Here is a 26,009-nt window from a genome sequence, read left to right on the forward strand (position 1 = left end):
TGGGACGCTGCCGCCCCGATCACACCGCTGCAGCCGGATGATTTCGAGAAGGGGTGCGCGGGCGTCGGCGCCTGCTCAGCGATGCGGGTGCTTGTGGATAGGGTCGACCCAGTAGACCTCTTCCGGCTTCTCGACCGGGTCGACATCAGTGATGTTGACCACGACCGCCTCGTTGTCGGAGCGCACCAGGACGCATTGCAGGGGATTTTCAGGGTCGGCGTTGATCTCCTGATGCGGCACGAAGGGCGGCACGTAGATGAAGTCGCCAGGGCCGGCCTCGGCGACGAACTCCAGCCGCTCGCCCCAGCGCATGCGTGCCTTGCCGCTGACCACATAGATCACGCTCTCGAGCTCGCCGTGATGGTGCACGCCGGTCTTGGCGTTCGGCTCGATTGCGACCGTGCCGGCCCAGATCTTCTGTGCGCCGACGCGGGCATGGTTGATCGCCGCCTGCCGGAACATGCCCGGTGTCTGCGCCGTGTTGGCGTCCAGCTGGTCGCCTTTGATCACGCGGACGCCGTCGTGTTTCCAGCGCCGCTCGTCATGGGAATGATCGTGATCGTGCGGATGCTCGTGGCTCATGGCCGCCTCCTGGGATTTCGAGCCCCCGACGCTCGTGCCGCCCGCTCGACGGAACGGCGCCACGGCTCCGGGGAATGGTCGCGGTCAGCCCTGCTGGGCCGGGCCGGTTGCCACGGGGCGTTCGCCTGCGCCCCATTCGGACCACGACCCGTCGTAGATGGCCCTGGCCGGCTTGCCGATCATTTCCAGCGCCGTCGAGAGGATGACCGCCGAGACACCTGAGCCGCAGCTCATGATCGACGGCTTGTCCAGGTCGACGCCGGCCTCATTGAACAGGCGTGCGATGTCCTCCGGCTCCTTCAACCTCCCGGCGGAAACGAGCTCGGAGGAGGGCAGGTTGAGCGAACCGGGAATATGTCCCGAGCGCAGTCCCGGCCGCGGCTCCGGGGCCTCGCCGCGAAAGCGGTCTGCCGCGCGGGCATCGACGACCTGGATGGTGTTCGAGGCCGTTGCGCGAGCGACATCGTCCGCATCGGCGACCGCGGCGTTGTCGAGCCGCGCCGTGAAGCTGCGCGGCTGGCGCGGCTGTGGGGCATCCTCCTCGACCGGGCGGCCCTCGGCGAGCCATTTGGGAAAGCCACCGTCGAGGATGACCACGTCGCGCGCACCGAACACCTTGAAAGTCCAGCGCACGCGCGGCGCGGCGAAGAAGCCGAGGCCGTCATAGACGACGATGCGCATGCCGTCGCCAATGCCGAGCGCACCGACGGCTGCCGCGAACTCGCGCGCGGACGGCAGCATATGCGGCAGCGGAGAGTTCGTATCCTTGATCGCGTCGAGGTCGAAATGGACCGCGCCGGGAATACGCCGCACGGCGTATTCCGCCGCTCCGTCGCGCCCTTGTGCGGGCAGGTACCAGGATGCGTCGACCACGACGATATCCGGCGCGCCGAGCCGTTCGGCCAGCCACTCGGTGGAAACGAAAATGTCTTCGCGGGCCATGCTGCTGTCCTTGCGGTATCCGATATTGTCGAGCCGGTATTGTCGAGAGCGTCAGGCCAGCGCGATGCGAACGCGCCGGTTCTGCTTGCCCTTCTTCTCGATGTCGGTGACGGCGACAAGGCCGATCTCCGCCGTGTTGCGCACATGCGTGCCACCGCAGGGCTGAAGGTCGATATCCCCGATGGAGACCAGGCGGACGCGGCCGGAGCCGCGCGGCGGCTTCACCGACATGGTCTTGACCAGGCCGGGATTGGCGTCGAGCTCGGCGTCCGTGATCCAACGCTCCGTGACCTCGGCATTGCGCGCGACGAGCGCGTTGAGCTTCTCGGACACCTCGGTCTTGTCGAGCCCGCCCTCCGGAATGTCGAAATCGAGCCGCCCGTCGCCGTCGCCGATGGAGCCTCCGGTCACGGGAAAGGGCAGCACGACGCTGAGAAGATGCAGGGCCGTGTGGACGCGCATGCGCTTCAGGCGTTTCTCCCAGTCGAGGACGGCCGTCACCGATTCGCCGGGCGCGATGGCCGGCTGACCTTCGAGCGGAACATGGATCAGGCAGCTCCTGTCCTCCGGATCGTAGATCGTCGTCCCGATGGCGATGATGCCGCCGTCGGCGCGGCGCAGATGGCCGGCATCGCCGGGTTGGCCACCGCCCGTGGCATAGAAGACCGAGCGGTCGAGGATGACGCCGCCGCGCTCGTTGACGGCGATGATGGTCGCCGGCGTCTCCTGCAGATAGGCGTCCTGGCGGAACAGCAATTCGGTCGGCATGGTCTCATCGTCCGCTGGCGGCGCCGGGGCGCCTTCGCGCGGCAGACTGCACCGATTGGCGAAAGCTTGCCACCTCATTGGTAGGATAGCGGGGATGACGGCACCGGCCGGCTTCCGGCTTTGCGAGCGAGCGTCTAGATCACGGTCTCGACCTTCGGAGCCGCCATGTCCTTGCCACGCATGAAACCGCAGGACGGCGTAGCCTGGGTCACCGGAGCGAGCTCCGGCATCGGCGCCGCGGTCGCGATCGCACTGGCGCGACGCGGTTGGACGGTCGCGATCACCGCCCGCAGGGCAGAGGCGCTCGAGGCGATCGCGCGTGAGGCGGAAGGCTTGCCGGGCCGGATCGTGGCCCATGCCGGCGACGTCACCGATGCCCGGGCGATGAACGACGTCGTCGAAACCATCGAAAGCATTCACGGACCTGTGGCGCTGGCCTTCCTCAATGCCGGCATTGCCTCCGCACACGATCGACCGATCGATGCGGAAGCCGTGGAGACGATCGTCGGCGTCAATCTGCTCGGGCTCGCGAAGAGCTTCTTCGCGCTCGAGCCGCGGATGCGCGCGCGGCACCGCGGTCAGATCGCGGTGAACGCTTCGCTGGTCGGCTATCGCGGCCTGCCGGGCGCTGCTGCCTATGGCGCGGCCAAGGCGGGCGCGATCCATTTCTGCGAGGCGATGCAGTTCGACTGCGCTGTCGCCGGCATCCGCCTGCAACTCGTCAATCCCGGCTTCGTCGAGACGCCGATGACGAGGGGAAGGAGCGTCCCGATGCCGTTCCTGATGACGGATCGGGAGAGTGCGGAACGCATTCTGCGTGGCTTTGAGCGAGGCGGCTTCGAGATCGCCTTTCCGCGCCGGCTGGCCTGGCTGATGAAGGTGCTGCGACTGTTGCCTTATCCGGCCTATTTCGCGCTCCTGTCCCGCTTCGCCAAGGCGGGTCGCTGAGGTCGTTCAGCCGCGAATCATCGCGAAGGCGTCGAGCGCGCGCTGGCGCCCGAAGCCGATATCGACCAGCGGGGCCGGATAGGTCTCGCCGATTCGGATGCCCGCGGCTTTCAGCGCATCGTCCGGAGCCTTCCACGGCGCATGGATATTCTTGTCCGGAAGCCCTGCGAGCTCGGGGATCCAGCGGCGGACATAGGCGCCCGCGGGATCATGCGTCTCTCCCTGGGTGACCGGGTTGAATATCCGGAAATAGGGCGCGGCGTCGGCGCCCGATCCGGCGACCCATTGCCAGCTTGCGGCGTTGTTGGCCGGGTCGGCATCGACCAGCGTGTCCCAGAACCAGGCCTCGCCCGTCCGCCAGTCCTGCAGCAGATGTTTGATCAGGAAGGAGGCGGCGACCATCCGGACGCGGTTATGCATCCAGCCGGTGGTCCAGAGCTGTCGCATTCCCGCGTCCACCAGCGGAACGCCGGTGAGGCCGCGCTGCCACCGGCGCAGCGCTTCCCCATCGTGCTTCCACGGAAAGTCGTCGAAGCGTTGATCGTAGTTCCGGGTCGCGAGATCCGGGTTGTGGAACAGCAGGTGGTAGGAAAACTCGCGCCAGCCGAGCTCGGACAGGAATTTTTCGGCATCGGCCGCCGAACCTTTCGCCTCGCCGCTTTTCCGTGCCGTTCCGAGCGCGTGCCAGATCTGGCGCGGGCTGATCTCGCCGAAGCGCAGATGCGGCGAGAGTCGCGATGTCGAATCGCGATCGGGCCGGTCGCGCCCGTCGGCGTAGCCCCCGAGGCCATCCTCGATGAAATCGACCAGGCTTTGGGCTGCGCCGTCCTCGCCGGGAGTCCAGGCCTCGCGCAGGCCACCGGCCCAGTCCGGCCGCGTCGGCCGCAGCGCGAGCTCCGGCAGGCTTCGCACCCTGTGGCCGAGCGAATCGGGCAGTACCGGTGCCTGGAGCCGTGTGGGGGCAGGAAGCGGCGCCTCCGGCTCGCCGCGTTCGCGGGCGGCGCGCCAGTAAGGCGTGAAGACCTTCATGGGCTGGCCGGTCCGCGTCGTCACTTCCCAAGGTTCGTTCAGCAGGCTGCCGTTGAAGGTGCGAACCGCCGTTCCGTTGCCTGAAAGCCTCTCCTTGAGGGCTGCGTCGAGATCGACCGAAGGCGCATCGTAACGACGATTCCAGGTGATGAGGTCGACGGCCGCCGCTTCGGCGAAAGCCGGCAGCAGCTCGGCCGGGTCGCCGCACAGGATATCCAGCCGGCCACCCCTGCGCTCCAGCGCTGCCGCAAGGGCTTCCAGCGAGTGCGACAGCCACCAGCGCGTCGCCCCGCCGAGCGCACGCCGTTCGGCGCGATCGTCGAGCACGTAGATGCAGTAGGTCGCGCCCGTCCCGGCAGCGCAGACCAGGGCCGGGTTGTCGGCGAGCCGCAGATCATCGCGGAACCAGTGGAGAGCGCGTTTCGTCATTGGATCTCGCCAGCGCGTCGTTGGGACGCAGGATCTTTCGCGGGAAGGGCTCACACCGCCCGTTCCGAGCCTATACGCCTCAGCCCGGCCATCGGTTTGGCCAAAAATCGTGGAGGTCTCGCCCGAAGCGCATGAAGGCCGATTTTCGAGGGGTTTGCCCGTCGCCAGCGTCGGGCGCGCCGCGCCGTCTCAGCCACAATCGCTGACTGACCAATCAAATGACATAGACAGGACACTTCAGGCAGCTATGACGAAACCGCAGTTGTCTCCATGCCGCTTTTGGAAACGACCGCTGGCGGCGCGCAGTGACGCCGCCCAGGCGGAGAGCTGTGATGCATACTGGCAAGGGCTGTCTGATTCTGCGCGATGGGCGCAGATTGCCTCTCGATTTTCGGTTCGGCAGCTCATTCGACGATGCCCGCTCGGGCTATTTGCACCTGGACACGTCCGGCATCGATCCAGCCTGCTATGGCAGCGAACTGGACCTGGACTGTGAGGATGGAACCCGGCTGCGCCTCGTCGTCAGTCATTTCAGCGACCGCTATCTGGCTGTTTCCGGGCGATCTGTCCGCGCAACCGCCGAGCCGCTCTGAAAGCCCGACCGAGCGATATCCGAAGCCTCGCTTCCGACCGATCGCGGCCGGGCACCGTGCCTCGTTTCGACGGATTGGAGCAGATGGCTCTCGCGAAAGGTGAAACCGCGAACGACGTTGTCCCGCCGGAAAATTCGGGGGCTGAAAAGCGGGACAAGTGAGCGAAAAACCGTGGTAAAATCAGCACCTGAAAAATGCTGTTGGAGGCCTCGCCCGGAATCGAACCGGGGTGCAAGGATTTGCAGTCCTCTGCGTAACCACTCCGCCACGAGGCCTTCCGTCGAGGGCGGCCAGCCGCTCTCGCGACAGGGCCTATAGCGACAAGCCGGACGCGCTGCAAGCGGGTGGGGGATGTTTCGCTCGCGCGGCAAGAAGATGTGTTTTGCCGTCACTAGGGGGCTTGCGCAGTGCGGACCGCGCCGCTATTACGCCGCCACCGTTCCCGGATAGCTCAGCGGTAGAGCAATCGACTGTTAATCGATTGGTCGCAGGTTCGAATCCTGCTCCGGGAGCCAGCGAATTCAAGGGCTTAGGTGAGAAATCGCCTGAGCCCTTTTCCTTTTCAGGTACGCGATAGGTACGCAGAGCCCATCAGGTACGGCGCTAGGTACGCATTCCCCCCGGTTCTTGGAGTGCCGCACAGCCCCGAATTGGATCGCCTGAAGGCCGACTCGCTGTTGCTGCGTCGAATCGATCGTGATTCCCTGCGCCATGCTCATCCGTCTTCACCCGCCTAAGCCGAGCCATGCCGCCGTCAATCTAGCGCGAGCCGGCTTCCTGCGCGCGCATCGCCTATGCGCGGAGTGCGCTGCGGAGGGGCTCATCGTGCAGGCAGTAGCGGTCGACCATGCCGAACCGGATCCGGCCGGGTGGCAGGCGACCTGCGGCCAGCACCATCCCAGACGGCGGCACTAGCCGTAGCTGCCGGGGAGGGCGGGTAAGAAGTCAACGCAGCGCGGGGCCGGACCGGCTGGGTTCCCGCCCGCAGAATTAGTTTCCAGCGCAATGTCCACATCAAAGCGGACCGGCCTGCATTGCGAATTTGCCACCGCGAATCGGTGGTGATTCAATGCGGCATGTCGATGCCGTCGCGCAGATATGAGGAGCAAATCGATCTCGATCCGCTGGAGATCGAGGTGATGTTGCGTGATGCCCTCACGCGGTGGGGGATCGAAACGACCGGCGACCAGCGAGTCTTCGAAGACGCGGCTGCTCGGCTGCTTCAGTACTCGCCCCTGTACTTGCGCAACCTGCGCATGGAAGGCCGGGCGCCCCGTCATGTGAAGGTTGCCGGCAGGGTCGGCTATCGCGTCCGCGATATCGCGTTGTGGATCGTGGAGAAGACCGAAGTAGGCTGAAAACCGCGCGGAACAGAATCTTTCATCATCTTCCGCAATCGACCGCGCACGCTCCTCCGCGGGACATCTTGGCCTCATTCTTCGGAGGCCACATGCTCAAAGCCAAATCCACCGATCTCTCAGCCGTGGCGCGATTTCTGGCCATCGCTGGCGGTAGTCCAGTTCAAGCTTCCGTTTTGGCAGAAAGCACGAAAGCTCCGGAGGCTGTTCGTATCGTGCTGCGCGCCGCGGTCGACGCAGGCAGCCTCGCCGATCCGGCCTTTGCCGCTGCGCTCGCCGACAATGACATTGTCGGGGCGTTCGTCGAGGCGATCCGTCCGGAATCGGTCTTCGCCCGCATGTTGCTCGACGGTGGTCTTGCGCGGATGCCGCTGAGGACCAGCGCAGCAGTCGTCGCGGCTGATGCAACCGCGTATGTCGTCGGCGAGGGCATGCCGATTCCGATTTCCGCGATGGCGCTGTCCGGCCGGATGCTGGAGCAACAGAAAGCGGCCGGCATGGTGGTGGTCACTAACGAGCTGGTGCGATCCGTCAGCCCCGCTGCTCGCTCGCTTCTCGACGGCTCCCTCAAGGCTGCTGTCAGCTTCGCATTGGACGCGAAGTTCATCGACCTCATCACGGACGGGATCACTCCGCTCCCGGCCTCCGGCGTGACCGCTGCCGCAGCCTTGTCCGATCTGCGCGAGCTGCTGGACATCGTCAACATCAATGCAGGCGGCTCGCTCTACTGGGTTATGCCAGCCGGCGTCGCCAACGCGGCCGCCACCCTCGCCAGCCCTTACGGTGAGTTGGCTTTCCCAGCGATGTCGCCGGTCGGCGGCGAGATCCTCAACTTGCCAGCGCTCGTCTCCGACGCTGTTCCCAGCGATCGGGTGTTGCTGATCGACGCATCTGGCATTGGCGGTGAGATCGAAGCCGTAACGGTCGAAGCCAGCGGCGAGGCATCAATCCAAATGGACTCTGCTCCCAACTCGCCGCCGAACGCCGCGACGGTGATGCGGTCGTTGTGGCAGGAAAACAAGATCGCGATTTTGGGCCGCGCTGCCTTCGGCGCCGAGCCCCTTCGCGACAACGCTGTCGCCATCCTCTCCGACATCGCATGGAGCGCGTGATGTCCTATGCCGACACTCTGCCCGACGCCGTCGCCGACGCGATTGCCACCGTCATCCGTGAGGCCAGAGCTGGCTGGGAGCGGGAGTTAGAAGTGCTTCGGGCGGAACGGCGCGCGCTCGTCGCCGAACTCCGCTTGGCCGCGCTCGGCCAGCCCGGCACACAGCCGGAGCCCACGCCGGCCGCCCCGACCGCCGCCAAGCCGAAGGCGTCCCGCTCATGAGGACGCCGACGATTGAAGAAGCCGAGCGCCGGCTCGACGAGATGGCGGCGGAAGCGATTCGCCGAGCTGGCGAGCGGATCGAGCGCAATGGTGTGACCGGCCCGGAGCGAGCGCGGCAGATGGCAACGGCACGATCCGTCATTAAGGCATGGCGCGCTCGCGCTACGGCCGCCGCACTGCGCGATGCGGTGTCGGTCGGAGGTTCCGGTCGATGACGGAGCGCATCAGCCTTGGCCCCGTCCGGCACCGCGGCGACCTTCGGCGCGCCCTCGATGTCGCCGTCGAGATCGCGGTCGACCGACAGCGCCAGCAACTGGCGGCAGCAGGCTTCGAAGGGCTCGACCTTCATGAGCTTGTCGCTGCCGAACGCCGGCGCTTCACCGCGTGGGCAGCTCAGGTCGAAAGCGAGATCAGCGCTGAGCTACCCGAGCCCCCGATGCCAACACCTGCGGCAGCGTGACTGGGGGGGGAGGGTCGGAAATCCGGCCGTAGGGGGCCACCACCGCAAGGGATCGCCTGCGGAGGTTTATTTTCTGCCGGGGGTGAATTTTGTCCGCGAATTTACGGCCGCGTGACGTGTTCTCACACTTTCTAGAAAGCCCCACGATGTCGAAACCGCAGCAATCTTCGGCACTTTCACCGCCGGGCGAAGCCGATCCGTCGCCGCCGAGAGGTCTGAATCGGTCAGAAAAAGTTCAGTTTCAGCGCATTTGCCGCATGCGGCGCGATGCTGGAAAGCCGGTTTCCGCGCTCGAGGTGGACATAATCCGCGATTACCTCGACGCCAGAGCGCGGCTCGAGGAATTGCAGCGCGTCGAGTGGACCGAGCAAGCCCGTCCTCACTTCTTCCTGAGCGAACGAATAAAGCTCGCATCGGCCATCGATCGCGCCGCCTCCAGCGTTCGGCGCTTGGCTAAGGATCTCGGTCTGGTCGGGAGCTGATGAGCCGACTCGAATTCAGCCCTGGCACTCTTGAGATCGCTGGATATCACGTGCACAAAGCTTTCGGGCACATCAGCAGATGCGCCTGGGGCGTAGGAACCCCACCGCTAGGCGGCTTGTGTGCTGCCGAGAAAGCACTCCTCGACTGAGGTCGGGGAGGCATGTGCGTATGTCCAGGGCGAGAGCCTAAAGGCATGTGCGGCTCTCCTAGCGGGGGCTTCCTAACTCCCCGACCGCCAAGTCTGGGGATCTGATCATGACGCAGTCTAATCTCGTGCGCTTTCTGAGGAGTTCATCTGCGATCCTCGCCCATAGCGCGATAAATCGAACACTATGGGTTTCCGGCTCGATTGCAGCCTGTCTGAGCATCGCACATCCAGCATCCGCTCAGCAGCCTTCGCCGGAGGTCGTCAGTTCCTGCTTGTTGCTGGCCAGCAGACAACTCCCTCCCGCTGTCGCGGGCATTACCCTTCGCTCGACAGAAGTGGCGCTTATCAGCACACGGCCTGACAGAGTGGCATTTTACAACGTGCGGATGATGCTCGATTTCGCTGGGCAGCCGGTGAGTATGGAGCGTCGGTGCGCTGCCACTCCTGAAGGCGAATTCCAGCTCGTCAGGTAGTCTTTCGGGGCGCGCATTTGGTTGCGAGAAAAAGCACCGCAAGTTGCGTTCGTACACCCTCCGCGCGCCCGTCTGCTCCCATGGATATCGAGATCCGCGTCACGCTCAACGGAGAGCTGCTTCGCGAAGAGCTCGACACCCATGCCCGCCAGCTGCGCGAGGCCCGCCGGTCGCCGATAGCCGATCGATAGATTTCGGATGCTGGGTAGGATCGCCGGCAGAGACGCGGGAGCCTCGCCAGCGGCTTCAACTTCCTGACCGGACCCAGAACGCCGATAGGCTCGGTTGCAAAAAACCGGGCCATTTTAGAATCAAGCGGCCTTGGCTTTCGCCTTTTCCTTGGCCTGCTCGGTGCGGATCGCCTTCATATCTCGGCTTCGCATCGTCCATTCCCGCCCATCTGCCGTAGTCACGATGAGTTGGCCGATATCGGGTAGCTGTTCGGGCGTATGGGCATAAAGGATATCGATGCGATCTTTAGCGGCGACGGTGAAAGGGAGGTCTCCGTTTAAGGTCCGATGAGGCAGGAGCCATGCCTTTAGCTTCTTTCGACGCATGACCTTCGTAAGAAATAGCCTCTTCCACCAATTATACTGATAGCCGGAAACGGCAGTTACCCGGAGCGGCTTGTCAGTGTGATTGACGACGGAGATCATGAAGCAGTTTTCAACCGGCCCGCCCTGTCCGTCGAATATCAGCCGGAAGCCGCCCGAAACCCCAACACGCTCTCGCTTGAGGAAATCGCGGTAGATATTCCAGCCGGCGACGCCTGTCGCAACGAAGGCGCCCCATAACGCTAGATAGTCGGTAACTTTCCAGTCCATCGGCTCGCCAATCTGCGCACTTGAAGCCGAAGATAGGCTTGCGGGGCGCGAAATCGCCAGATTGGCCCAGAGCCGCCGACCAGGTTGTCCACGCTCATTCCTCGTTGCGGCGGGCCGTGTTTTGCTTGCCCAGCGAGCTCGCTGATGCAACGCTCGCGTTATGATAATCGGCCGGGGGGCTGACAGTTGGAACAAGCGGACCGTAAGCGCGCTCATTTGGAGCGAATTTTACTGGTTTGTGGCAATCAGAATGCCGGCAAGAGCCGTCTCCTGAGGCATATGCTGACTGATCCTAGGTTGGGCGGCCAGCTTCCGCCAGGCCCAAGAATCGCTCCTCGCAGGCTGTCGCGCGAGAGTTGTCTCGCTGTTCGGATCACCTCTCCGCACGAAATGGATGAGAGCCTGGACGAGTTCATTCAAAAGATTGATCGCGCGACCGAAGTCGCGTGGGGTGACTTTTGGCGTATAAACTACGCGTCCGCAATTCAACCTCGGCCGTTCAAACAGATGCCCGGCATTGTAGATGTCTGCGCCAGGCTAAAGCGAGAGTTCTCGCCAGAGCGCATTCGAGTCGTTCAGCTTGCTCCTGACCAATCGGAGCAACTCACGAGCCAGCTTACGAATACGGAGATCGATGGATTGAGGCGGAACAACGTCGAAGTAATTTCGATGGATGCACGCCGAAGCTCGTACCCGGCAGAACCCGGAAACGTTCGCATCTTGGCCGATTTTTTTTATTTCCCGTAGTGCGCTAGTGCCGGTGCAGGCGAATTCGCAAGCGATATGAGAGGGAGAATTGGCGACCGCTCGGCAAGTTCTAGGCAAATTCGGCGAGGATCAGGTCGTGCGGCAGTGTGCCTGTCCTCGATGCAAGCGGCCGCCCAAGACGCTCGTTCGTTTGCCGGCGAACTTCAAATGCGCGGACGTAATCTGCGACTTTTGTGGTTATCTGGGTCAGATTAAGGCGTCGGTAGTCAGCGACATCAATGCGCCGCCTAAGAGCATTCTAGGTGCCGCGTGGGAGCCGCAGAAGCAACGGATGGACGCGGGGATCTACTTCCCGCTTTTCCTTGTTCTGGCCGACAAGGGAATGGTTTCACACGCGATCTATTATCTAGCTGCCGACTTGCAGCGCCCAGACATGTTTCTGCCGAGGAAGCCGCTCTCTGAGAATGCGCGAAGGGCTGGCTGGCAGGGCTTCATTTACGACTTGAGCGCGGTCGGGACCGGCTTAGTTCGACTGCGTTGAAGCCGAGCCAACTTCGCTCCCGGGCTCCGTCATCCGAGGCATCTTTGCGACTAAGTCGTCCGCGATCAAGCAAGTCGCCATCGCTATTTCAATGAACTCGGCGGAGGAGAGAATGAGGTGCTCGCCAAGGGCGAACCGTCGCTCGTACGTGTCGCGCTTGATGAAGATTTGGACCTCGACGCGATCATCGCCGGTGTCGACTACGGCGCCCGGACCTACCTCAATTTCTTGCCCGGCCCGCTCGTAGAAGACCTTGAGCCGAGGATATCTCAGCAAAAGCTCTCCGTTCTTTTCTGTGGCGTCGGCGAAAGAAACGGTCCCGTTGCGATGTTCAAGGCGGTTTCGCGCTTTCTGCATGGACAGCAGCTCGTGTCGATAGGCCAGTGGTGCCGTCAGATGCTTGCTGACCTCGTCCACAAGCGCAACGAACGACATGCCTCCAGCTTTCTTTTGGGTTGCCGCGACGAATGGCCGGAACTGATCTCCTTGAATGCGCCTTTTCTGGAACAGGGCGACATAGAGATATGCTTCCTCGAACGAGGTCCGGAGCCCCTTGAGGATGTTGTGGAAGCCCTTCGATAGGAGCCATGTGCGGTACATATCAGCCCGATCGGCAGGGCTGATTGACGGCATGCCGAGTTGGACGAGGAACGTCTGCCCCGCCAGCGGCTTGGGGGTGTCGAGCTCGCGACCTTCCATCATCTCAAAGCAGCCCGCGATGACGTCAGCGGCAATAGTGGCGGCGGCTTTTGCAGGAAGCGCCGCATTCGCTCCGTTGATCAAAACCTGAGTGTCCATCGGCTCCCCCGTTCAAGTCAGCAGATTGTGGATCATCCTCGGTGGACGGCAAGCGTCGTTGACATTATTCCTAAGTGGGCTTGTTCTCCTCTGGTTCTCGAAACACAGCTTGGACAACGTGCGGGAGGCGATTGCCGGTCAGCGCGACAGGAGCTTCGTTGTCCAGAAGGTGAGATGGGCGATGCAGAGAAGCACGAGCCAGCCGGCGATCCGCCAAGTGGCGCCGCCCACCAAGCCGCGGAGCCTATCAGGTTCCGCGGGATGCTACCGGGTGATGCACGAACTGACGAACACCGACGCCCGGTCTGCCAATCCATAAACCTGCTTGCTCGCCGTCCAAGCCAGCACAGAGCGTCCCTTGTCCGGCTTGGAAAATAGAAACGTCTCGATCGTCATCGAGGGATACACGACCAAAACCTGAATAACGCCGTCCTGAGCCCGGCCGATGACACTAGCTCCGTCTTCGCGGGCAGAAAACGATGATCCGCTGGCGTCGGCGACTCTGATATCGAAATCGTCGCCACGACGCTTCAGCACGATCACGCCAGATGAAATGCCGTCGTCCTGCCAGCCTTGGCCATTCAGAAAGAAAGATTGTCCCTTCGAGGCTCCACAAGAATAGACGTCTCTCCAGCCGCCTTGAGCGTAGGCCCCGGAAGCCAGTGCTAGCGCGATGCCGCATCCCCCTGCCCAGGTCAGTCGTATTCTCATATGCGCCGCTGCCTTCATTGGATCGGGGAAAGCTGGGCCCGCGCTTCATTCGCCTTCGCCAGCATTGCCTCAAGCTTCGCGAACGTCTCAGGTGAATACACAAGATTCATGACCTGACCGCTTGCCATCTCGAAATAGATCGCCGTCCCGCCCTCCGGATCAGTCGTCAGCGCGATCCGCTTCACATCGGCCGCGTCGACATCAATCTCGGGCAGCTTGGCGGGCTCGGACATCGCGCCCCCGCCATACGCCTATGCGGCTGCGGGGAGCTGTAACAAAGCGGGCTTAGGATAAGGGCATGGAGGGCAGACAGCCTAGCGTTGCCCAGCCGATGGTCCATCGAGATGGCGACTGGAAAGGAAAACGGCGAATGCTCGGGGTATGTCAATATAGCCGAGCGCTTCCTGCCGGATATCGAAGTCGGCGATGGCCTCAATGAGCTGCTCAAATTCCCGCTCGCCATCTGCGCCGGGCGAGGGCAACAGGAGCTGAGCGGCCCGTAAGACCGCAGCCTTGCGCTGCGGATACGATCTGACAATCAAGGCGTCGGCGTTCGGCATGACAACACCTCACAACGCAACCTAACGTCCTGGGTTTATCACCGAACCGCTGCGATGCGAATTCAATGATCTGAGAAGAAGGTTAGAGGTCGGCTAAACTCCGATGCGCCAATGAGCGAAATGAAGTTGCGCCGCGCTTTCGTCCGATCTCGATCCATGGTGGACCTAGCGTGATAATGGTCATCATAGCCGACATGGCGCTCGATCCAAGTATCACGACAAGCGGACCCTGGCGTGCGTTAGAGCCGGGAGAGGCAGCGGTCCTCGATCATCTTCTTGCAACAGACTTTCCCGGGCGCGCTGAGCTTCAAGCGCAGGCCCGGTCAGCTTTGGTGTGCCGTATCGACCGTGAGGGCAGTTTGCGCTTTCAAACAGAGGAGCCACGAGCGCAGGTCCGGGGACGAGTTCCAGTTGAGGGGCGTTATCACGATGACCGGACTAGCGCCGAGCCTCACAGGCCTGCGGTCAACTTGCTGCTGCATGTGATCGAAGGCCGACTGCACGAGCTTGAGGTCTACAAGGACGATGGAAGCGATATCCTGATCGGTCCCTATGAAGTTCCGCTCGCAGAGATCGAAGTTTCTGCCAACTAAAGACCGCTGACGACCCATAGCGGACTTTGTCTGCTGCGATGACCCTGGATTTTGCAGTTTGTATACGAACGGTTGGTAGGTTGCCGCGCGCTCCTTCGAAAGGTATTGTGTGGTGTCGACAGGTCTAGGGCACGCAAGCCCATCGTGGTTCACCTCTCCTGGTGATACAGACACACTAGCTTGGGTGGCGCTGGCGCTCATCTGCCTCGCGCTCTACGGCATCGTAACGCTGTATGCGGCTTTCGACCGTTGGGCCGAACGCCGATCGCATGGCACCCCGCTGGCCAAGACGATCCCGACGCTGCTTTTGATAGCGCTGCTCTACGAAATATTTCCCCTTGAGCATTTCCACTTCTTGCTTCCGCTGAGCGCAGTCCTTCTCGCCCTGATGGCGGACTGGTCCCGGTACCATATCGCGAGAATTGGCGAAGTCGAACCGGAAGCTGCTGCCTCACCAGCGGCGGTTGGACCAGTATCGCCGGACGTTGCAGTCGTGGCTCACCCCCAGACAGAAGGGGCTGCCAAGTGATCGAAATCCTCTTAACGTCCTTTCCAGCTGTATTCCGCTACTACCAGCTCAAGCGCCGTGGCGAGGCCATGACCGTCTGGAACATGCGCACGGCGGTGTTCCTCTGGGCTTTGCTGGCCTTCTTCATGTTCGTGGCGATCTTCTACTTCCATCCAAAGTCATATTCGGGGCTGCTGCCGTACCGCACTGTGTCGGTTGTGGCGCAGACGGCCGGCCCGGTGACCGAGGTCGCCGTGAAGAACATGCAAAAGGTCGCCACCGGTGATTTGCTATTCCGGATCGAGAACAGCACCCAGAAAGCGGCGCTGAAGCAAGCCGAGGCCGAGTTCGACAAGATCAAGGCGGCCGAGGCCAAAGCCTCCGACGCTCTGAAAGTCGCACAGGCTGCCGTTATCGTTTCGACCTCATCGCTGGATAAGTTGAGGGGTGACCTGGAGAACGCACAGGCCTTGGTTGCTAAGAACTCCGGAACCAGGGAGGCGGTGCGCCTCGCCGAGTCCTCCGTCGCGATCGGCGAGGCGAACCTCGCGTCGGCGCAGGCTCAACAAAGCTTGGCTCAGGTGGAAATCTCGCAAACTCTCCCCGCACAGCATAAGGCGGCAGAGGCTGCGATGGAGAGCGCCAAGGTCGCGCTGGGAATGACCGAGGTGCGCTCGTTCACAGATGGCGTCGTGACACAGCTGGCCATGAGTGCGGGAAGCCCGGCGTCCACGCTAATCTTGAGCCCCGCCATGGTGATCATTCCCGATCGCCCGAATGATATCCCGCTTCGGATTACCGCTGGTTTCTCGCAAGTCTCGCGCACTACGCTTTACGAAGGGATGCCTGCGGAAATTGCCTGTGACACCAATATCGGTTTGACCTTCAGCAACACAGTGCTGCCGGCGCGGGTCCGCAGCGTCCAACCGGCGATATCATCGGGCCAGATCGTGCCGGGTGGGCGGCTGCTTGAACTGAGCGAGCGGATGCCGCGCGGCTCACTTCTAGTGTATCTCGAACTAGAGCACAAAGAGCAGGAGAAGATCATGCTCGATGGCACCGGCTGCATCGTTCAGACCTACACGAACAACCTTCCTGGTTTCACCGGTCACCTCATCGCCGCCACCGGGGTGGTTAAGGCCGTAGGCTTGCGTCTGAAAGTATGGGGCTCTTTGATCGCTGGGATCGGCCTCGCCGGGGGTGGTCCCTAGTCAAAGGACGTTTCGCTAGGATGAAGTGTTGGTCGGGGGCGTTATCATGTTGGCCGCAATGTCCGCTTCCGACACGTTGCGAGCATACCCCAGTCGTCAATGCACCTCACCAATAGCCGCGCGACCGCCTTACCTCGTCACGCCTCGCGCCGCGTCCTCTGATCCACCGCCCGCCGCTCCAATCGCGAGGATCGAAATCCTCGCCTCTTATCGCATCGCGGAACTGGTCGGCCTGAGTTCGGTCGGCGAAACAGAAAACCTCGTAGCTGCCGGAATCATCGCCGACGTGATGGCGTCGCCAACACAATGACGAAAAGGGCCCGGATTGGTTCAGGTGACCGACATTCTGACCAGTGATGCATTTCACCGCGACCTGGAACGGATACGCCCGATCCACTCCGCCCGCGGAGAGTTCGCCCCTGCGCCTCATGAATATCGTCCTTGTTGATAGGAAATCTATCAGCAAGACAAGGAGAAGCCGTCAAGAACCGGGATTGGTTGCCGACGCGCCGGCTGGGGGGAGACACGTCGGCAACCGGGCGCCCGTCGATGGGAACGAGCCCCGTTGTTGCAGCAGAATCTGGTCAGTCACCACGTCCTTCAAATGAAGGGTTAAGATCACCCGCTTTGCGCAAAGGCTGCGCTCACCGCCTAAACACGCGCTCTGGCTGAAGATTTGCGGTGGTCCACCTCGCTATGACTATCCCGGACCATTTCGAAACAGATTGCGCCGTGTGGGGTCAGCCGTGTCAGTTGAGTTTGTGTCAGATAGGTCCAACTCGAATTACGATGAATGCGCCGCGCATCTTCTGAGCGCGTTTTTCAACTTGCCGGGTCAGTCGAAAGACGATGAGCGATTGCGGCGTCGAATCGAGGATGCGTTGACTGACCTCGCCGATGTTCAACGCAGACGCGCGATCGGAAAAGCGCAACACAGCGCCAAGGTGTTTGAATTGAAGCGCCGCTAGATCCCGGCTTTCAGTTCGAACCGGGGCACGGCGCTCGTCGGGGTTACTCCGGATTTGGCCAAATTCGTGCCCAGCCGACTAATTGACTGGGGATCGCTCCGTGCGTTCGATGGCTCGCCCCGCACCGATCATTGCCCTCACCCACAGGGACGGGGACAGCCGGCGCCGTCGATCTCCACCTCGGCGGCGCCGGATTGTTGATCGGATTCTCGTTCCGCACGATCTGATCGCTGCCGCTCACCGTGCGCAGGCCCATGCCATAGAAATCGAGGCGCAGGCTAAGCGGCGGTTGGCGGATGAATACGACGCGGCGCAAAAACTTGGTGAAGTCGGGCAGCGCACCGGTCGCCCGAAAGTCGTTCCGGAGCAGAACGACTTAACTCCGCCTTCGGCTGCGGAGGTCGGGTTTACTCGCAAGCAGATCCATGAGGCGAGGCAGATACGTGACGCGGAGGCAGCCTTGCCCGGCATCGTCCGCCGCATCCTCGACGAGAAGCTCGCTGGCGCCATTCAATCAGGTGCCTTGCACGACTCCCGCGCTCGTGGTGGTCTTCCCGCCTCTAGGTGGAGGACTTTCCGTGGCTGTTTTGGCGGACGACTGCGAACTCTGGGCGAATGAACGTTGGAACGTCCTCTCCATCGACGAGGCGTTGAAGTACCCGCGCGGGCGGCTGATGCGTTGCCGTGAGTGCCTAGGCGTGGTGCGCGCTCATGCTGCCGGAAAGGATGGCCAAGGTGCTCATTTCGAGCATGAAAACCGGCACGAGGGCTGCTCGCGAAGCGATGCCTTCAATGGGACAAGGTCGCCTCATCCAACCCCGGCGCGCATGAAGCGCTAGGATCCGGCCATGACGAACCTGATTTCGGCGTTGGCGCTCGTCGTATCGGCACTTTCTCTCGTTGTCTCCTGGCGTGTTGGGCGAGCCAACGCGCGCCATCATGAACCGCTGATTTGGCTGTCGTTCCAGGGTTTCGAACAACAACCGGAATGGTGGTATGCCACGCTCCACATTCGGAACCGGAGTGCCGCCGGTATCCAGATCGACAAGGTCATCGCCAAGGGAAAAACACGCCTGAGCTCCTACCGAGGCCCCATTATCGGCGGCAAGAGATGGCAGTTCGATGATGCAGTCCGAGATGCGCCCCTTGTTAAAGAGCTGCCCTTGGGCGATCAGCGCGTCTGGGCGTTTCCCGGAGAAGACGGCGCCTCGGGCATAATCCTGAGGTCCTCAAGCTCCGATGTCGTGTTGAAGCTCGTTGGAAGGACCATCGAGGCGGTCCCGAAGAGTATTCGTTTTCGTGTCAAAGCTCAGTTGCACGAAGGGGAATGAGGGCTCGATGGCGGTGATCAATTTCGATTTCGCAGGCTGGCAGTACGAGCAAGCGATTGAAACCCTTCGCATCGGGTTCGTCGAGGCGATTAGTACCCTCGAACGCCAGATCGCAGGGAAGCGCGACGAGATCATGCATTATGAGGAGAGCGTGAAAAACGGTGGCGACCCCATCGGCGAATGGGACGAAGACGGCGCCATGCTCTGGGATCAGAGCCAGCTTTTGGAATTCGAGGCAACTACACTTGAGTCGGCATGTATGTCCTTGCGGAAAGCCATGGTGATCCAGCTCTATCATCTGTGGGAGCGAGCGGTTCGAGTGGCCGTGAAAGGCAAATCTAGCGACGACCACAAGGCGCTCGTCGCTAAGCTGGCTGAGGCTGGCTGTATCGTCCACAGTCAGCTCGACGCCGTCCAGCACTTAGTCAATACGCTCAAGCACGGAAGCGGCAGATCAGGCAATAAGCTACTGTCGTCGTGGCCTGAACTTGTGATCACGACCATTCGCTTTTCAGATTGGTACGAGCGGATTGCCCTGTCGGACGACCATGTCGGGAAGGTCGCGGAGATCGTAGCCGCTTCATACCCGCGCTGAGATGTCTCCGCGACGCGAGACATGCCGGCTAAGGCAAAACCATCCCGGCTTCTGCCGGTCAGGCCTCGTCATCCTTGTCATCTGGCAGCGCCGCGAGCAGCACCGCTCCCAACAGATCGAGGACGGAATCGAAGGCTCGCCGCCAAGCATCTCGATAGGCCTCGATCCGGGTTGCCGATATGCCACGAGCCGCCAGCTCAGAGACACCGCGGTCCAATTCGTCGAGCCGCCTTTTGACCTCGGCCGGAAACCTGCCGCCGCCCGTGGCTTCAGCCAGCACCCGGACCGCGGCACGGGCGGCGGCTTCGCCATCTCGGCGGCCTAGGTCGCGATATTGGTCGGCATCGAGCATGACCTTGCGCGTGCTCATCGCGCAGCTCCCTCTGTTCGTCCGTCGCTCCACGTTCGGCCGTCAGGGTCGATCCGGGCGAGCGCTGCCAACGAAGCCGCCAAGCTGAACAATGGAGGGCTACCGGGTTCACGCTTGAGCCAGCCGGCTTGCTCGAGCTGCGATATGGCAAGGTCGACTGCGTTGGCAGCGACGCCCAATGCGCGCGCGATCTCCCGGCAGGGTCCGACGGTGCAAGCGCCGGCGCGATACTCGACACGCATCGCTAGCTCGGCGGCGACGAGCCGGACGAATGGCGGAAGCTCGCGGTCATGCCGCGTCCAGCTCGACCAGGTCAGCCGCGCCCTGCGAAGGGCTTTCGCCGAGCTTACTTCCTACTGGCGGGTGTCTGGAGGCGACGGCACGGCAGTTCGTTCGGCGCGCTCGGCGCCGGTGGTTTCGTTGTTCATGGCCATCTCTCAGAAGCGAAAATTCAGAAAGCCAGGGGTCTGGAGGGAACAGACTAAGTTCCCTACCGGCCCCTACAGCGTTCGGGCGAGCCAGGGGGCCAGAGGGAACTACTGTCCTAGTTCCCCTTTGACCCCTGCTATCTACATCTCCGGGAAGGGCTGCCGCAGTTCATGCCGCCCGCTTGGCGCGGGCAAGTCCAGCCCGTCGCACATGCGCGGTGGACTTCCTCTCCTCAGCGCTGGCAAGTGCAGCTGCGGCCTGCTCGTCGGTCTCAATCCGCTTCCATTCGTCAGTTCGCTGGGGCAGCGGTGTGCCATCGACGAGTTTCTCGCGACCGTAAACGTACGTCAGCCGGTAACGGCTTGGATTGCGGTACTGGCTGATCGAAGGCGTGCCTTGGTGTGTGATCTCAAGAAAGCCGAGACCGACACACTGTCTGATCGCCAGCGCGATCGCTTTGTATGGAATGCCCGACGCCTCGAAATCACGGTAGGGGCAGGCAAGGCGGCCGTTCAGACTTCCAGCGTGTCCCATGTGTTCCTCCTCAAGGCGAAAAAGAACGCGACGCCCATGATCGGGCAGAGCGCGCCATGCTGCTGATTGACGCATTTCCAAGCGGTGGACGACGAAGCTGTCCTTCGGCTTGTCCCTCTTTTTGCGGTTGCTCACGCGCTGCCTCCGCCTAAAAGCACGCAATTCCACAGTGCAGATCGCACCGCGCTTTCGATTGCCTGAAGTTCAGCGGCGACGACCTCGTCGTCGATGCCTCTCTTACGCATTGTGGCAGCCGCGGCTGCGAGGACACGCTCAAGATGTGCTTCAGCCTTTTCTGGCCTGAAGCCGGCCATCAACCGAGCGTGGCGATAAACAAAAGGCTCATCCCGGGTTCGCGGGAACTGGACAACTCGACCCATAGCGAGGCCTCCTCAAAACGGGACGTCGGCGTCGAGGTGGCTGGAAGACGAGCGTCCTCCGTCGCCTGACATCGCCGGCTGGCGCGATCCGCCAGAGGCAGGGCGATTGGCTGCCTCCTCCATCTCGCGCGCCGCGACCAGGTCGGCGAAGCGCTCCGCCAGCGGCGCGAGGAACCGCGCCTCGATTAGCCGGTCGGCTTCGCATTCGGCGGCCCAGAGGATCGGCTCGGGGCAGCCGGGAAACCGCTCCAGCGCGGCCGCGTGGCGGGCGCCTGAATCCTGACCGATCGCGACCATGATCTGGGCGATGTCGGCGACGACGACGGCGCGGAGGTGGTGGTTGTCGGGGGCCATCGCTCAGCCCTCCGGCGGGGTGCGGGGCTTGGGCTGAAAGTAGCGGTTCACGTCCGAGCGCCAAGTCCGGACCAAGCGGCCGACACGGACCGGTGCGGGGAAGGCGCCAGCCTTGCGCTGACGGCTGATCGTGGCCTTAGAAATCGGCCAACCTTTTTCGATCTGAGCGTCGGAAAGGAGATCGACGAGCGGGTCTTCGTCGCGACGTTCGGTAACGGTTGTCATCCGGAGCACTCCTTCGGTTGCGGAATGCCTCGGAAACTGTCGCTCAAATGCGCTCAGGTCTGCCCGGTGACAAAAGCCCGTTTCTCGTTGTCACCTCTCTCACCGAACAGCCGAAGAGCAGCGTCGCCGACCTTGGCCTCGGTCCCTCGACGCATTGCCTGCGGAAGTAATATTTCCGCTGCGTGAGCCAGTCGGACGAGCGGCCCGGATCCTCGACCGCCTGTCATGCTCAAACCCTTTTCAGAGTTCGCGCCGGCCTGCCAAACGCTCTTGCAGGCATGCAGATAGATCGAGTAGCCAGTGACCTCGCGGCCTTTGCCCTTCCCGCCCTTCCGGATCTCCGCTGAGGCGCCCCGCATGGCAGTTTCTACGACGCTCGCGAAAGACAGAGCCGCTCGCAAGGCTTCGAGCTGCTCCATCTCAATCCCGTTGGCAGCGAGGGCAGCTTGTAACGGCGCGTAGATCTCCTCCTCGGCGTCGGTGAGGTCGGGTGTAGCGTTTCCCCTCTCTGCATTTATGACAGCAGCTAGCGCGATGCGGAACCGGCTGGCCGCCACGCTCAGCTCCTCGATGCGCTTGCGACTGGCAGGATCGTGCGGGCGATTGAACAGAAAACTGCGGCTGGCACGATCTGCGCCACGCGCCAGTGACTCCCACTGCGAATCCGTAAGCGCGATCTCACTTGTCTCCTCAACATGTCGCTTCAAGTCAGGGCGCTCCCATGCCGAGCTGGCGCCGAGCGAGACTTCATAGGGCTGGAGTAGTACAGTCATGCCGCAGACTTCCGGCGCTGAAGGCCATAGCGGCGACGTGCTTTGCTCATCGGCACGATTTCGGCTGTGTCGGCCTCGGCGATAATCCCGGCCAGCCGCTCCGACCAGAGATTGAGTGCGGCCTCTTTCTCCTTCAAGTAATCGTGTCGCACGTAAACTTGTGTCGTCACGGTCGACTTGGTTGTGCTGGCGTGATTCAGGACTAGACCGACGTCGAAAGCCGATATTCCGAGCTGCGCCATATGCGTTGCGCAAGTTCGACGAAGGTCATGAGCGGTCCATTTATCAAGGCCGATCGCTTCTTGAGATCTTTGAACCGCTCGGGCGATCGCTGTGTTTGCCATCGGGAGGCCCTTAGGCCCCGGAAACACTGCCGGAAGCTCGTGCGCTTCCAAAACGGGGGTCAGGATATCGATCGCGAGTGGGGGTAGGGGGAGATCGTGCGCCCTACCGTTTTTTGATCTCGTCGCGGGGATGCGCAGGAGACGCCTTTCAAGATCGACCTCACCTCGTAGAAGTCCGGCGAGTTCGCCTTGCCTCGTACCCAGCACGAGGCAGAGCCGAAGAAGCTCGACCGTCCAGCGCCCCAACTTGCCCGCTTCAAGGCCATGCCAGAATCTGCGGATCTCGCCATCGCTGAAAGCGCGCTCGCGGGGAGGGGCCGTCTCGGCTGGCGGCTTCCATCGGTGGGACACGTCGACCTCAACGTGGCCCTGATCGGTTGCCCATCCGAGCAGCGCCTTGAGCAGCGCCGCGACTCGGTTCGCGTGTGTTGTGGCGCCTCGCGCTTTGATCTTGTCGGTCACGCGCGCAAGGTCGAGCCGCCGAAGCTTCTGGACGCCTATGGAGCCGATGACCGGATTCACGTCGGTCTGTAGTGCGCGTTCCATCTCATCGGAGGTCCGCCTTCCACGCTGGCGGCGATCGGCAATGAAGAGGTTGCCCAACTTCTCTACGGTCAACTCGCCGTCGGCTAGTCCCGACTTGATCTCGCGGACGGCGGCAGTTGCGTCTTTGCCGTTGAGCAGCCCTGATTTCAGCTCAATGGCTCGGCCGCGCGCGTCGGCCAGTTTCATCGCCGGATATGTCCCGAATGTCGTTCGCGCACGCTTCCCATCTGTGAGTCGGGTGAAGAGCAGACCCCACGCCTTTCGGTTGGGCGAAACACGCAGGAAGAGACCCGACGCAGCGCCCACATCGAAGTAGTCGATTTGCCCTGCCTCTGCCGTCACGCCGGCCACGAATCGGTCCGTAAGCTTCACCTTCGGCATGTCTGGCCCCGCCACATGGAAGATCGGTTTGACAGGCGAAATCCGTACCTATCCGTACCTGGCTAGGTACGCCTGCATGCGCTAGAGCGCAATCGAAAGAATGCGAGTGATATAAGGTGATCGCGTAAGATACTGATATAAGAGATCTTTTATCATCGTTGAAAATCAGTCGCTATCCGCCGCTATCAAAACGAAACCGACTGTTAATCGATTGGTCGCAGGTTCGAATCCTGCTCCGGGAGCCAGCGAATTCACGAGGCCTGGCCGAGAGATCGGTCGGGCCTTTTTCGTCTGCCGGGCAGGCGGCGCATTAAGGCTGTCCGTTCGTCATGCTGCACGAGGTCGCTTGCCTTTTGCGCTGCGCTCGAACAGAAAGCTGCGACGAACGGCGTGGCCGTACCGGGTTCACAGGCGGCGGTGCCGCACGGGTTTGAGGCGAGGGGCGCTTCGGGCCGATGATCGGGCGGCGTTGCGGACGGAGGCTTCAGGCATGGAAGGTTTCAGCGGGCTTCGCCGGAACATGGTGGATTGTCAGTTGCGGACCTACGACGTGACGGACCGCGCCGTGCTGGCTGCGGCGGACGAGGTTCCGCGCGAGCTGTTCGTGCCGGAAGGCCTCGCCTACCTGGCCTATCTCGATCAGGCGATCGAGCTTCCCGGCACCGGGCGCGCGCTGATGACGCCGATGGTCATCGCGCGCATGATTCAGGTGCTCGACCTCGAGCCGGGCGAGGATGCGCTCGAATATGGCGGCGGCACCGGCTATGGCGCCGCGCTGATGGACCGGATGGGCGTGAAGGCGACCCTCTGGGAGCCGGACGACAAGGCCCGTGCCCTGGCGATCACGGCGCTGGCGGCGGCTGGCTGCGGAGTGCTGGTCGCTGAAAAGGAGCCGGCGAAGGCGACGTTCGACGCGATTCTGGTCAGCGGCGCCTGCGAGACCGAGCCGAAGAGCCTTTTTTCGCTGCTGCGGAGTGAAGGGCGCCTGATCGTGGTGGAAGGAACCGGCCGTTCCGCACGCGTGAAACTCTATCAGAAGTCCGGCAACGTCGTTGCCGGAAGAACGGTTTTCGACGCTGCCGCGCCCGAGCTGGCCGAGTTCCGGCGTCCGGCGGAGTTCGTTTTTTAATGATCGAAAGTGTCGCATTTTTGCGGCACTTGCTCAGGGAAACCCGTTCGAGCGCCAGTACTGCTGTTGGCGGATGGCTCCGGGACGGGTATGAAATTATATCTTCTGCCGAGGCTGGGGCGATGCCTGGGCGCGACTTGAGTGCGCACGAGAGGCGTCCAGTGGAAAGACAAAACGTTAAGAAGGCTTTCGGATTCGGGGTCGGCACCGTCCTGGCAGCACTGCTGGGCGGCGGCTGGTCCGCGGCCGTGCAGGCGCAGACGATGGATGCCGCCCTCGCACGTGCCTATGCCGGGAATCCGACGCTGAATGCCCAGCGCGCTTCCGTGCGCGCCACCGATGAGAACGTTCCCCAGGCCCGGGCCGGATATCGGCCCAAGATCACCGCCTCCGCGGATATCGGTGCCAGCATCACGCAGTCGGAGGTCCCAGCCTTCGCCAGCACCTCGCCTTACCATGCCAGCGTCAATTCACGCCTCGCGCCACGCGGCGCCGGCGTCCAGGTGACGCAGAACATCTTCGATTCCGGCAAGACCCGCAGCGCCATCAGCCAGTCCGAATCGCAGGTGCTGGGCGCGCGCGAAACGCTCCGCAACACCGAGCAGAACGTGCTGCTCGATGCCGCGACCTCGTACATGAACGTGCTGCGCGATACCGCGATCCTCAACCTCAACCGCAACAACGTCGAGGTCCTCGAGGAACAGCTGCGCCAGACTCGCGACCGGTTTCAGGTCGGCGAAGTCACCCGTACCGACGTTGCCCAAGCCGAAGCGCGCCTGTCCTCGGCGCAGTCGCAGGCGATTCTCGCCGAATCGAACCTGAAAACCTCGGTGGCGCGCTATCGCCAGAACGTCGGCGCCGAGCCGCGCTCGCTGGCACCCGGCCGGCCGGTCGAGAATCTCCTGCCGCGCTCGCTGCCGGCCGCTCTCAACCAGGCGCTCGCCAACCATCCCGCCATCCTCGCGGCGCTGCACGGTGTCGATGCGGCGGAACTGCAGGTGAAGGTGACGGAAGCCGACCTTGGTCCGACCTTCGGCGTCACCGGCACGGTCCAGCGGCGCTACGACAGCCAGTATTTCGGCGACAACCGCCTCTCTGCCAGCATCGTCGGCTCGTTGACGATTCCGATCTACGAGGGCGGCCAGATCTATGCCCGCACCCGCCAGGCCAAGGAAACGGCCGGGCAGCGCCGGATCGAGGTCGACACGCAGCGTGACACGGTTCGCGCCGCCGTCATCTCGGCCTGGGGCGGCCTCGAGGCGGCCAAGGCGCAGATCGTTGCGGCCCAGGCGCAGGTCGAGGCGGCGTCGACCGCTCTCTCCGGCGTGCGCGAGGAAGCCAAGGTCGGCCAGCGCACGACACTCGACGTTCTCAACGCGCAGCAGGAGCTCGTCAGCGCCCGTTCCAGCCTGGTGACGGCGCAGCGGGATCGGGTCGTCGCCTCCTATTCCGTGCTGTCTGCGGTAGGGAAGCTCTCGGCACAGACCCTGAAGCTCAAGGCTGCCGCCTATGACGCGCGCCAGCATTACGAGCAGGTCAAGGACAAGCTCTGGGGCACACAGACACCGGACGGTCGCTGAGCCGCTCCCGGCCCGGTTCCGCTACGGTTGTCGCCGGGCAAGCTGGCGTTATCGCGCAACAGAGCCGATT

Annotated in this window: 33 protein-coding genes and 2 tRNA genes; 18 read left to right on the forward strand and 17 right to left on the reverse strand. The window is 62.7% G+C overall.

Annotation, left to right across the window (positions count from 1 at the left end):
- Positions 1 to 75 precede the first annotated feature (75 nt).
- The 3 genes from BGO20_RS03880 to BGO20_RS03890 all read right to left on the reverse strand — a co-directional run bounded on the left by BGO20_RS03880 (position 76) and on the right by BGO20_RS03890 (position 2,292).
- A complete protein-coding gene (locus BGO20_RS03880; RefSeq protein ID WP_291662527.1) occupies positions 76 to 582 on the reverse strand; it encodes a cupin domain-containing protein in 507 nt (168 codons plus the stop codon).
- An 84-nt stretch (positions 583 to 666) separates the two neighbouring features.
- Positions 667 to 1,524 (reverse strand): 3-mercaptopyruvate sulfurtransferase, encoded by an 858-nt coding sequence (sseA, locus tag BGO20_RS03885; protein ID WP_291662526.1) that lies wholly within the window; start codon positions 1,522 to 1,524, stop codon positions 667 to 669.
- A gap of 51 nt (positions 1,525 to 1,575) precedes the next feature.
- A complete protein-coding gene (locus BGO20_RS03890; RefSeq protein ID WP_291662525.1) occupies positions 1,576 to 2,292 on the reverse strand; it encodes an alanyl-tRNA editing protein in 717 nt (238 codons plus the stop codon).
- Between the two features lie 165 nt (positions 2,293 to 2,457).
- Between BGO20_RS03890 and BGO20_RS03895 the strand changes: the two genes are divergently transcribed.
- Positions 2,458 to 3,240 carry an SDR family NAD(P)-dependent oxidoreductase gene (locus tag BGO20_RS03895; RefSeq protein ID WP_291662524.1) on the forward strand — a complete coding sequence of 261 codons (783 nt, stop codon included), beginning with the start codon at positions 2,458 to 2,460 and terminating at the stop codon, positions 3,238 to 3,240.
- A 6-nt stretch (positions 3,241 to 3,246) separates the two neighbouring features.
- Here the strand turns inward: BGO20_RS03895 and BGO20_RS03900 are convergent, their stop codons facing one another.
- Positions 3,247 to 4,698, reverse strand: coding sequence for a cryptochrome/photolyase family protein (locus BGO20_RS03900; RefSeq protein ID WP_291662523.1), 1,452 nt, complete (start codon positions 4,696 to 4,698; stop codon positions 3,247 to 3,249).
- A gap of 332 nt (positions 4,699 to 5,030) precedes the next feature.
- On the opposite strand from BGO20_RS03900, the gene BGO20_RS03905 reads away from it, so the two are divergent.
- Positions 5,031 to 5,291 (forward strand): hypothetical protein, encoded by a 261-nt coding sequence (locus BGO20_RS03905; protein ID WP_291662521.1) that lies wholly within the window; start codon positions 5,031 to 5,033, stop codon positions 5,289 to 5,291.
- Between the two features lie 201 nt (positions 5,292 to 5,492).
- Here BGO20_RS03905 and BGO20_RS03910 read toward each other — a convergent pair.
- Positions 5,493 to 5,566 (reverse strand) — tRNA-Cys (locus BGO20_RS03910).
- Between the two features lie 165 nt (positions 5,567 to 5,731).
- Between BGO20_RS03910 and BGO20_RS03915 the strand changes: the two genes are divergently transcribed.
- The 7 genes from BGO20_RS03915 to BGO20_RS03945 all read left to right on the forward strand — a co-directional run bounded on the left by BGO20_RS03915 (position 5,732) and on the right by BGO20_RS03945 (position 8,924).
- A tRNA-Asn gene (locus tag BGO20_RS03915) sits at positions 5,732 to 5,806 on the forward strand.
- Between the two features lie 561 nt (positions 5,807 to 6,367).
- Positions 6,368 to 6,649, forward strand: coding sequence for a hypothetical protein (locus BGO20_RS03920; protein ID WP_291662519.1), 282 nt, complete (start codon positions 6,368 to 6,370; stop codon positions 6,647 to 6,649).
- A 92-nt stretch (positions 6,650 to 6,741) separates the two neighbouring features.
- Positions 6,742 to 7,761, forward strand: a complete 1,020-nt coding sequence (locus tag BGO20_RS03925; protein ID WP_291662518.1) for a phage major capsid protein — start codon at positions 6,742 to 6,744, stop codon at positions 7,759 to 7,761.
- Positions 7,761 to 7,982 carry a hypothetical protein gene (locus BGO20_RS03930; RefSeq protein ID WP_291662516.1) on the forward strand — a complete coding sequence of 74 codons (222 nt, stop codon included), beginning with the start codon at positions 7,761 to 7,763 and terminating at the stop codon, positions 7,980 to 7,982. The genes BGO20_RS03925 and BGO20_RS03930 overlap by 1 nt, the downstream gene beginning before the upstream one ends.
- Positions 7,979 to 8,197, forward strand: a complete 219-nt coding sequence (locus BGO20_RS03935; RefSeq protein WP_291662515.1) for a hypothetical protein — start codon at positions 7,979 to 7,981, stop codon at positions 8,195 to 8,197. The genes BGO20_RS03930 and BGO20_RS03935 overlap by 4 nt, the downstream gene beginning before the upstream one ends.
- The gene (locus BGO20_RS03940; protein WP_291662513.1) at positions 8,194 to 8,442 is read left to right on the forward strand and encodes a hypothetical protein; all 249 of its coding nucleotides are present in this window, start codon (positions 8,194 to 8,196) and stop codon (positions 8,440 to 8,442) included. Before BGO20_RS03935 ends, BGO20_RS03940 begins: the two co-directional genes overlap by 4 nt.
- A gap of 146 nt (positions 8,443 to 8,588) precedes the next feature.
- Positions 8,589 to 8,924, forward strand: a complete 336-nt coding sequence (locus tag BGO20_RS03945; protein WP_291662512.1) for a hypothetical protein — start codon at positions 8,589 to 8,591, stop codon at positions 8,922 to 8,924.
- Positions 8,925 to 9,857: 933 nt separating this feature from the next.
- Here BGO20_RS03945 and BGO20_RS03950 read toward each other — a convergent pair.
- Positions 9,858 to 10,370, reverse strand: a complete 513-nt coding sequence (locus BGO20_RS03950) for a hypothetical protein (RefSeq protein ID WP_291662510.1) — start codon at positions 10,368 to 10,370, stop codon at positions 9,858 to 9,860.
- 796 nt (positions 10,371 to 11,166) lie between these two features.
- Between BGO20_RS03950 and BGO20_RS03955 the strand changes: the two genes are divergently transcribed.
- On the forward strand, positions 11,167 to 11,619 hold the full coding sequence (locus BGO20_RS03955) for a DpnI domain-containing protein (RefSeq protein ID WP_291662509.1): 453 nt from the start codon (positions 11,167 to 11,169) through the stop codon (positions 11,617 to 11,619).
- Here BGO20_RS03955 and BGO20_RS03960 read toward each other — a convergent pair.
- The 4 genes from BGO20_RS03960 to BGO20_RS03975 all read right to left on the reverse strand — a co-directional run bounded on the left by BGO20_RS03960 (position 11,602) and on the right by BGO20_RS03975 (position 13,688).
- Positions 11,602 to 12,417 (reverse strand): hypothetical protein, encoded by an 816-nt coding sequence (locus tag BGO20_RS03960; protein ID WP_291662508.1) that lies wholly within the window; start codon positions 12,415 to 12,417, stop codon positions 11,602 to 11,604. The genes BGO20_RS03955 and BGO20_RS03960 overlap by 18 nt on opposite strands.
- Before the next feature lie 264 nt (positions 12,418 to 12,681).
- Positions 12,682 to 13,146 (reverse strand): hypothetical protein, encoded by a 465-nt coding sequence (locus BGO20_RS03965; RefSeq protein WP_291662506.1) that lies wholly within the window; start codon positions 13,144 to 13,146, stop codon positions 12,682 to 12,684.
- Positions 13,143 to 13,361: a hypothetical protein gene (locus BGO20_RS03970; protein WP_291662504.1), complete on the reverse strand. Its 219-nt coding sequence runs from the start codon at positions 13,359 to 13,361 to the stop codon at positions 13,143 to 13,145. Before BGO20_RS03970 ends, BGO20_RS03965 begins: the two co-directional genes overlap by 4 nt.
- An 81-nt stretch (positions 13,362 to 13,442) precedes the next feature.
- Positions 13,443 to 13,688, reverse strand: a complete 246-nt coding sequence (locus BGO20_RS03975; RefSeq protein WP_291662503.1) for a hypothetical protein — start codon at positions 13,686 to 13,688, stop codon at positions 13,443 to 13,445.
- A gap of 176 nt (positions 13,689 to 13,864) precedes the next feature.
- Here BGO20_RS03975 and BGO20_RS03980 point away from each other — a divergent pair, with 176 nt between their 5' ends.
- The 6 genes from BGO20_RS03980 to BGO20_RS04005 all read left to right on the forward strand — a co-directional run bounded on the left by BGO20_RS03980 (position 13,865) and on the right by BGO20_RS04005 (position 18,894).
- Complete coding sequence (locus tag BGO20_RS03980; RefSeq protein WP_291662502.1) at positions 13,865 to 14,281, forward strand: DUF6984 family protein; 417 nt, start codon at positions 13,865 to 13,867, stop codon at positions 14,279 to 14,281.
- A gap of 184 nt (positions 14,282 to 14,465) precedes the next feature.
- Positions 14,466 to 14,810, forward strand: coding sequence for a hypothetical protein (locus BGO20_RS03985; RefSeq protein WP_291662501.1), 345 nt, complete (start codon positions 14,466 to 14,468; stop codon positions 14,808 to 14,810).
- Positions 14,807 to 16,000, forward strand: coding sequence for an HlyD family secretion protein (locus tag BGO20_RS03990; protein ID WP_291662500.1), 1,194 nt, complete (start codon positions 14,807 to 14,809; stop codon positions 15,998 to 16,000). Before BGO20_RS03985 ends, BGO20_RS03990 begins: the two co-directional genes overlap by 4 nt.
- Before the next feature lie 1,068 nt (positions 16,001 to 17,068).
- Positions 17,069 to 17,587 carry a hypothetical protein gene (locus tag BGO20_RS03995; RefSeq protein ID WP_291662498.1) on the forward strand — a complete coding sequence of 173 codons (519 nt, stop codon included), beginning with the start codon at positions 17,069 to 17,071 and terminating at the stop codon, positions 17,585 to 17,587.
- 229 nt (positions 17,588 to 17,816) lie between these two features.
- The gene (locus BGO20_RS04000; protein ID WP_291662497.1) at positions 17,817 to 18,299 is read left to right on the forward strand and encodes a hypothetical protein; all 483 of its coding nucleotides are present in this window, start codon (positions 17,817 to 17,819) and stop codon (positions 18,297 to 18,299) included.
- Between the two features lie 7 nt (positions 18,300 to 18,306).
- Positions 18,307 to 18,894 carry a hypothetical protein gene (locus BGO20_RS04005; protein WP_291662496.1) on the forward strand — a complete coding sequence of 196 codons (588 nt, stop codon included), beginning with the start codon at positions 18,307 to 18,309 and terminating at the stop codon, positions 18,892 to 18,894.
- A 58-nt stretch (positions 18,895 to 18,952) separates the two neighbouring features.
- Here BGO20_RS04005 and BGO20_RS04010 read toward each other — a convergent pair whose 3' ends face one another.
- The 7 genes from BGO20_RS04010 to BGO20_RS04035 all read right to left on the reverse strand — a co-directional run bounded on the left by BGO20_RS04010 (position 18,953) and on the right by BGO20_RS04035 (position 23,230).
- Positions 18,953 to 19,264 (reverse strand): hypothetical protein, encoded by a 312-nt coding sequence (locus tag BGO20_RS04010; protein WP_291662495.1) that lies wholly within the window; start codon positions 19,262 to 19,264, stop codon positions 18,953 to 18,955.
- Positions 19,265 to 19,861: 597 nt separating this feature from the next.
- Entirely contained in the window at positions 19,862 to 20,362 is a 501-nt protein-coding gene (locus tag BGO20_RS04015) for a hypothetical protein (RefSeq protein WP_291662493.1), read from the reverse strand.
- Positions 20,359 to 20,607 carry a DUF6074 family protein gene (locus tag BGO20_RS23605; protein ID WP_362888860.1) on the reverse strand — a complete coding sequence of 83 codons (249 nt, stop codon included), beginning with the start codon at positions 20,605 to 20,607 and terminating at the stop codon, positions 20,359 to 20,361. The genes BGO20_RS04015 and BGO20_RS23605 overlap by 4 nt, the downstream gene beginning before the upstream one ends.
- 12 nt (positions 20,608 to 20,619) lie before the next feature.
- Positions 20,620 to 20,961 carry a hypothetical protein gene (locus tag BGO20_RS04020; protein WP_291662492.1) on the reverse strand — a complete coding sequence of 114 codons (342 nt, stop codon included), beginning with the start codon at positions 20,959 to 20,961 and terminating at the stop codon, positions 20,620 to 20,622.
- 3 nt (positions 20,962 to 20,964) lie between these two features.
- Positions 20,965 to 21,186, reverse strand: a complete 222-nt coding sequence (locus tag BGO20_RS04025) for a helix-turn-helix transcriptional regulator (RefSeq protein ID WP_291662490.1) — start codon at positions 21,184 to 21,186, stop codon at positions 20,965 to 20,967.
- Positions 21,187 to 21,239: 53 nt separating this feature from the next.
- Complete coding sequence (locus tag BGO20_RS04030) at positions 21,240 to 21,959, reverse strand: hypothetical protein (protein WP_291662489.1); 720 nt, start codon at positions 21,957 to 21,959, stop codon at positions 21,240 to 21,242.
- A complete protein-coding gene (locus tag BGO20_RS04035; RefSeq protein ID WP_291662488.1) occupies positions 21,956 to 23,230 on the reverse strand; it encodes a tyrosine-type recombinase/integrase in 1,275 nt (424 codons plus the stop codon). Before BGO20_RS04035 ends, BGO20_RS04030 begins: the two co-directional genes overlap by 4 nt.
- Before the next feature lie 490 nt (positions 23,231 to 23,720).
- Between BGO20_RS04035 and BGO20_RS04040 the strand changes: the two genes are divergently transcribed.
- Both BGO20_RS04040 and BGO20_RS04045 read left to right on the forward strand, forming a co-directional pair.
- The gene (locus tag BGO20_RS04040) at positions 23,721 to 24,359 is read left to right on the forward strand and encodes a protein-L-isoaspartate O-methyltransferase family protein (protein ID WP_299856705.1); all 639 of its coding nucleotides are present in this window, start codon (positions 23,721 to 23,723) and stop codon (positions 24,357 to 24,359) included.
- 161 nt (positions 24,360 to 24,520) lie between these two features.
- The gene (locus tag BGO20_RS04045; RefSeq protein ID WP_291662486.1) at positions 24,521 to 25,939 is read left to right on the forward strand and encodes a TolC family outer membrane protein; all 1,419 of its coding nucleotides are present in this window, start codon (positions 24,521 to 24,523) and stop codon (positions 25,937 to 25,939) included.
- Positions 25,940 to 26,009: the final 70 nt, after the last annotated feature.

Source organism: Allobosea sp. 67-29, assembly GCF_001898115.1.
Taxonomy (GTDB): domain Bacteria; phylum Pseudomonadota; class Alphaproteobacteria; order Rhizobiales; family Beijerinckiaceae; genus Allobosea.